Here is a 6,563-nt window from a genome sequence, read left to right as displayed (position 1 = left end):
ACAGAGTGTCCTACAACCCCAAGAGGCAAGCCTCTTGGTTTGGGCTAATCCCGTTTCGCTCGCCGCTACTCAGGGAATCGCATTTGCTTTCTCTTCCTCCGGGTACTTAGATGTTTCAGTTCCCCGGGTCTGCCTTCTCATATCCTATGAATTCAGATATGGATACCACTCCATTACGAGTGGTGGGTTTCCCCATTCGGAAATCTCCGGATCAAAGCTTGCTTACAGCTCCCCGAAGCATATCGGTGTTCGTCCCGTCCTTCATCGGCTCCTAGTGCCAAGGCATCCACCGTGCGCCCTTTCTAACTTAACCGTTAAAAAGAATCACTATGTGATATCTTGTATTACTAATTGAATGTGATGTCTACTGTTATCTAGTTTTCAAAGAACACGTTTCGAAGGAATGATCCTTCAAAACTAAACAAGACAGGGAACGTTCTGTTTATAAGACCCAAGGTCTTATATTCCGTATAATATCCTTAGAAAGGAGGTGATCCAGCCGCACCTTCCGATACGGCTACCTTGTTACGACTTCACCCCAATCATCTGTCCCACCTTCGGCGGCTGGCTCCTAAAAGGTTACCTCACCGACTTCGGGTGTTACAAACTCTCGTGGTGTGACGGGCGGTGTGTACAAGGCCCGGGAACGTATTCACCGCGGCATGCTGATCCGCGATTACTAGCGATTCCAGCTTCACGCAGTCGAGTTGCAGACTGCGATCCGAACTGAGAACAGATTTGTGGGATTGGCTTAACCTCGCGGTTTCGCTGCCCTTTGTTCTGTCCATTGTAGCACGTGTGTAGCCCAGGTCATAAGGGGCATGATGATTTGACGTCATCCCCACCTTCCTCCGGTTTGTCACCGGCAGTCACCTTAGAGTGCCCAACTGAATGCTGGCAACTAAGATCAAGGGTTGCGCTCGTTGCGGGACTTAACCCAACATCTCACGACACGAGCTGACGACAACCATGCACCACCTGTCACTCTGCCCCCGAAGGGGACGTCCTATCTCTAGGATTGTCAGAGGATGTCAAGACCTGGTAAGGTTCTTCGCGTTGCTTCGAATTAAACCACATGCTCCACCGCTTGTGCGGGCCCCCGTCAATTCCTTTGAGTTTCAGTCTTGCGACCGTACTCCCCAGGCGGAGTGCTTAATGCGTTAGCTGCAGCACTAAGGGGCGGAAACCCCCTAACACTTAGCACTCATCGTTTACGGCGTGGACTACCAGGGTATCTAATCCTGTTCGCTCCCCACGCTTTCGCTCCTCAGCGTCAGTTACAGACCAGAGAGTCGCCTTCGCCACTGGTGTTCCTCCACATCTCTACGCATTTCACCGCTACACGTGGAATTCCACTCTCCTCTTCTGCACTCAAGTTCCCCAGTTTCCAATGACCCTCCCCGGTTGAGCCGGGGGCTTTCACATCAGACTTAAGAAACCGCCTGCGAGCCCTTTACGCCCAATAATTCCGGACAACGCTTGCCACCTACGTATTACCGCGGCTGCTGGCACGTAGTTAGCCGTGGCTTTCTGGTTAGGTACCGTCAAGGTACCGCCCTATTCGAACGGTACTTGTTCTTCCCTAACAACAGAGCTTTACGATCCGAAAACCTTCATCACTCACGCGGCGTTGCTCCGTCAGACTTTCGTCCATTGCGGAAGATTCCCTACTGCTGCCTCCCGTAGGAGTCTGGGCCGTGTCTCAGTCCCAGTGTGGCCGATCACCCTCTCAGGTCGGCTACGCATCGTCGCCTTGGTGAGCCGTTACCTCACCAACTAGCTAATGCGCCGCGGGTCCATCTGTAAGTGGTAGCCGAAGCCACCTTTTATGTTTGAACCATGCGGTTCAAACAACCATCCGGTATTAGCCCCGGTTTCCCGGAGTTATCCCAGTCTTACAGGCAGGTTACCCACGTGTTACTCACCCGTCCGCCGCTAACATCAGGGAGCAAGCTCCCATCTGTCCGCTCGACTTGCATGTATTAGGCACGCCGCCAGCGTTCGTCCTGAGCCAGGATCAAACTCTCCGATAAATGGATCACAGGTTAAGTTCACCGCATCCTGCGGCGACACCTGTGTGACCTGCGTCGTGCAGGCCCTAGTTTGACTGACTACGCACATCGCTGTGCGATTTATAAAAAATGAATTAACAGGTACGTTTTGTCTTGTTTAGTTTTCAAAGATCATTCAATAATGGAGCGGGTGATGAGAATCGAACTCACGACATCAGCTTGGAAGGCTGAGGTTTTACCACTAAACTACACCCGCGTGGTATCTTATATGGCGCGCCCGAGAGGAGTCGAACCCCTAACCTTTTGATCCGTAGTCAAACGCTCTATCCAATTGAGCTACGGGCGCTTATTAAGCGACTTAACTATCATACTATCATTTGATGTTGAAGTCAAGAAGTTTTTTAAAAATGTTTTTCGAATGATTTTCAATTCGACTTTTCTTATTATACACATTTTTAAAATCTTGTAAACACCTTAGAAAAACTTTTTTGTTTTTCTGTTTTGTTTCACGCTGTTCATCAGCGACGTTTAATAATATACCATGCCTGTTTTATTTGGTCAACACTTTTCCTGTATTTTTTTATTTTCTTCTTTCACGCCTTCCCATGCTTATCATGTATATATTTTATCTCATCTTACAAATAATATAAGAAAATCTCTTAAGAAGAAATGAGGCGTATTATGTATTACTACAAAGAGGAACTGATTAATATCATTAAACCGGACAAGCCAGACCCGGCAGCTGCTAAGGTCCTGCAGGAGATATTAGGCGGTCATTACGGAGAAATGCGTACAATGATGCAGTTTTTTTTCCAAAGCTCTAATTTCAGAGGAAAGCAGAAACAGTACCGCGATCTGCTTCGCGGCATTTTTTTAGAGGAGATTGCCCACGTTGAACTGGTTCAAAACACAATCAATGCTTTATTAGATGAATCAGGCAGTGAAGGTGTCGGCAGTCAAGGTGCAGATCAAGCACCACTTAATGAAGCCGTTAAACATGCTAATCCTCATCATTATATTATTGGTGCGCAAAGTTCCCTTCCCGTTGATGCAGGGGGCAATCCGTGGAACGGGTCGTGGGTGTATAACCACGGAAACTTAATTACAGACCTGCTGGATAACCTGCTTCTTGAGTCGACAGGTGTGCTGCAAAAAACAAGAATTTATGAAATGAGCTCTAATCAGACGTTCCGCGAAACACTTGCTTTTCTGATTGTACGCGACAATGCTCACCAGAATGCATTCGCGAAAGCGCTCGAGACATTGGGCGTTGAATGGGCGAAGCTGCTCCCTGTGCCGAATTATGACATTAATAAATATCCTGAGTGCAGAAAGTATGTCGAATTAGGCTACCATAATGCACAGTTTAACTTTAGGTTGGATGAAACGAGAATCAGTGAAATCTATCAAGGGAAATCTCCAAGCCGAAATGGCGGAGAGTTACAAGTAATAGATCCTCCGGCAGGGTTTCCCGTACCAGTGCTTCCTGAAATACCGAATGAACACAGTCCTGGGTTAGGCGATATGAATGCTTAATCCAGTGGGAAGGTGCTCAAGAAACTTCTTGAGCACCTTCTTATTGTACATTACTGATTCATTCAACGATTGGCGTTAAAGAATCACCATTCCATATTTCTCCCTTATTGAGTGTCCAGCTGTCATGATATAAAGCTGAAGCCCCCTTGTTTACTGCTGGGCTCCATTCATCATTCCATGCCAGAAAGTAAATGGTTTTAGGATATTTTTGTTTTATTGCATTGATAAATAGGCTGTAATCAAAGCTGCCGTTTGCTGTTTGCGGGCCGACTTCTGTAAAAGCAAATGGTTTATTAAGCGCTGTTAGCTGATCGTATCCATTGATCGAGTAGGCATCTTGAAAATACGCATCTAATCCGACAATATCCACGTAAGACGCGCCCGGGTAAAAATCAGTTTTAAAATCTCGGTTGGCGTCGGGAGAGTAAACCCAAATCAAATGATCAAGTCCTCTTGTGTCGGTCATATAATGATAGATTTTCTTGTAGAGCTGTTTATATAGAGAGATTCTTTCATTATCCTTTTGGTTATATGATGTAAGTCCCCACCAAAACCATTCACCGTTCATTTCATGCAGCGGCCTGAACAAAACAGGCACACCTTGGTTCTCCAGCTCTTGAAGTCCGTCAGCAATTTTGCTGAGCATGGCATTCAGCCGCTTCCCTTCTGCTGTTGAAGAATCTAGTATTTTTTTATACTGATCGTTTGTAATCGGTGTTTTAAAATGCCCTGACTGAAAAGCAGGATTCGCCAGGTGCATGCTGATTTGCGAGATTCCACCATTTTTCCAATACGATATTAAATCGCTGTTGCAGCTTACATCTATTGAATCTTCAATATTTGCTGTTTCAAGCCATCCTCTGGCATAATCGCAGCCGTAAATAGCAGGCGATTGCCCGGTGGCGCTTCGGATTCTATCAGCCTCAGCCATAGAAAATGTGTCGTGACTGTAACCTCCGAACGCTCCGGAAAGGACTCTGTTTTCCGTTCGGTTCGGCAGGTGCGCAAGCCAGTTCATCACTGCTTTTGTTGTCTGCTGGGCATTAGGATTCACAGGCGACACAGTATGCGCTTCAATTGGTTTTGCTAAAACAGCAGACGCAAGTAAAAATAAAATGAGCAAAGAGATCGTATGTTTCTTAAACAAATGCAACTCCTCCATTCATTAAGGATGAGATATCATGAATTCACATGTTCCTTCTATTGAAAACTCGCCAAAATGCGCAGGCAAGACAAAGTGTGAGCCTGCATTGCATTCATACTCAATACCATTATTTATGATTCGTCCTGATCCGCTCAGAACACTCCCAAGCAAATAGGTTTGATGTGAAGGAAAAGCAGCTCGGCCGCTTATCTTCCATTTGTACACTGAGAAATAATCTGATTGCACATAAACAGTGATCTCTGCGTTACCAACTTCCTTCACTTCCGGTGTATGCACTTTATCGATATGCGGTATCGTTATGACTTCCATGGCTTTTTCTATATGAAGAGTTCTTTTTTGGCCCTGGTCATTACAGCGGTCATAATCGTATACGCGATACGTTGTATCAGAGTTTTGCTGGATTTCAAGGACAAGGGTTCCCTCACATAAAGCATGGAGTGTACCGCTTGGCACATAAAAGAAATCTCCGGGCTTGATTTTGATTCGCCTCAGCAGCCCGTTCCAATCACCGCTTTCTATTCGTTGTTTGAACTCTTCCTTTGTGCTTGCGTGATGTCCCAAAATCAGTTCGGCGTCATCTTTGCAATCAATGATATACCAGCACTCCGTTTTACCAAGGTCGCCATTTTCGTGCAGATTTGCATAATCATCATCAGGATGGACTTGCACGGAGAGATCCATATTGGCGTCCAGCAGCTTTACCAGCAGCGGAAACACCTTCCTATCTGGAAAACCGAAAATCTCTGGATGATCTTGCCATACTTGATCTAGTGTCTTTCCTGCCAGCGGACCGTTCTTTACAGCCGACGGGCCATGGGCATGGGCAGAAACGGCCCAGCACTCACCTGTTTTTTGTGAGGGTATTGCGTAGCCAAAAGCGTCACGAAGCTTCGTCCCTCCCCATAGTCTTTCTTTAAAGACAGGCTCTAAAAATAAAGGATGCGTCATGATCGCACCTCCCCGGATGCTGCCTCTGCTTGTAAGGCCTGATGCGCTAAAACTAGCGTGCCGATGATTCCGGCGTTACTGCCTAAACGTGGAGGTACAATATAATCACTTATATCATCTGATAATTCAGAAAAATCTAAGTAGCTGTTCATGATTTTTGGTACATATTGATAGATATAGGAAAACACTTGTTTCTGTTGCATGACGCCGCCGCCAAGAATGATTTTTTTAGGTGCAAGGATCAAAATATACTGAGCCAGTGCTTGGGCAATATAGTACCCTTCCAGTTCCCAGACTTGTGCTATATCTGATAAATCCGCGGCTTTTTTTCCCCAGCGCGCTTCAATGGCGGGACCGGAAGCCAAGCCTTCAAAGCAATCTCCATGATAAGGACACTTCCCTTGGTATGCGTCATCCGGGTGCCGACGGATATAAATATGGCCCATCTCTGGGTGTGACAGCCCCTGAAGGAGCCTCCCCTCTACAATAGCCCCCGCTCCGATGCCAGTGCCAATCGTTATATACAGGCAGCTGTCAAGACCCTTCGCTTCACCGAAAAGGAATTCACCCAGCGCCGCAGCGTTGACATCTGTACTAAATCCGACTGGGATCTTCATTTCGTTCTTAACGGTTTGCAAAAAGGGGTAGTGTCTCCAGCCCGCTTTCGGCGTGGCCATAATGGTACCGTATGTTTGACTGGTTTTATCGTTATCAACGGGGCCAAAGGAGCCGATGCCGATTGCCTGTAATGAAAATTGGCGAAAATATTGAATCACTTTCTCTATCGTTTCATCCGGCATCTTTGTAGGGAATTCTATTCGGTCAATGATCGTTCCATCTTCTTTACCGACAGCACAAACAATCTTTGTGCCGCCTGCTTCAATACCGCCAAGCATGCAGAT

General features: G+C 46.4%; 4 protein-coding genes, 2 tRNA genes and 2 rRNA genes (1 of these 8 cut by a window edge). 1 reads left to right on the top strand and 7 read right to left on the bottom strand.

Features of this window, described 5'->3' with window-relative positions:
* The 4 genes from NYE56_RS02895 to NYE56_RS02880 form a co-directional block, all read right to left on the bottom strand.
* Positions 1–313: ribosomal RNA gene (locus NYE56_RS02895) — 23S ribosomal RNA — on the bottom strand; it reaches 2,615 nt to the left of the window's first position.
* Between the two features lie 170 nt (positions 314–483).
* Positions 484–2,033 (bottom strand): 16S ribosomal RNA (locus NYE56_RS02890).
* Together the 16S and 23S rRNA genes with 2 tRNA genes alongside form the textbook arrangement of a ribosomal RNA operon.
* A 161-nt stretch (positions 2,034–2,194) precedes the next feature.
* Positions 2,195–2,268: transfer RNA gene (locus NYE56_RS02885), tRNA-Gly, on the bottom strand.
* A gap of 13 nt (positions 2,269–2,281) precedes the next feature.
* Positions 2,282–2,358 (bottom strand) — tRNA-Arg (locus NYE56_RS02880).
* A 335-nt stretch (positions 2,359–2,693) separates the two neighbouring features.
* On the opposite strand from NYE56_RS02880, the gene NYE56_RS02875 reads away from it, so the two are divergent.
* A complete protein-coding gene (locus NYE56_RS02875) occupies positions 2,694–3,548 on the top strand; it encodes a manganese catalase family protein (RefSeq protein WP_268554706.1) in 855 nt (284 codons plus the stop codon).
* Positions 3,549–3,606: 58 nt separating this feature from the next.
* Here NYE56_RS02875 and gmuG read toward each other — a convergent pair whose 3' ends face one another.
* The 3 genes from gmuG to gmuE are packed head-to-tail and all read right to left on the bottom strand — an operon-like array spanning position 3,607 to position 6,557.
* Positions 3,607–4,695: a mannan endo-1,4-beta-mannosidase gene (gene gmuG, locus NYE56_RS02870; protein ID WP_341283435.1), complete on the bottom strand. Its 1,089-nt coding sequence runs from the start codon at positions 4,693–4,695 to the stop codon at positions 3,607–3,609.
* 18 nt (positions 4,696–4,713) lie between these two features.
* Positions 4,714–5,661, bottom strand: a complete 948-nt coding sequence (gene manA / locus NYE56_RS02865) for a mannose-6-phosphate isomerase, class I (RefSeq protein WP_341283434.1) — start codon at positions 5,659–5,661, stop codon at positions 4,714–4,716.
* Positions 5,658–6,557 (bottom strand): fructokinase GmuE, encoded by a 900-nt coding sequence (gene gmuE / locus NYE56_RS02860; protein WP_341283433.1) that lies wholly within the window; start codon positions 6,555–6,557, stop codon positions 5,658–5,660. The genes manA and gmuE overlap by 4 nt, the downstream gene beginning before the upstream one ends.
* Positions 6,558–6,563: the final 6 nt, after the last annotated feature.

The sequence above is a fragment of the Bacillus sp. FSL R5-0603 genome, from assembly GCF_038050295.1.
Classification (GTDB): Bacteria; Bacillota; Bacilli; order Bacillales; family Bacillaceae; genus Bacillus; species Bacillus subtilis.
This window is presented reverse-complemented; position numbering and strand designations above follow the sequence as displayed.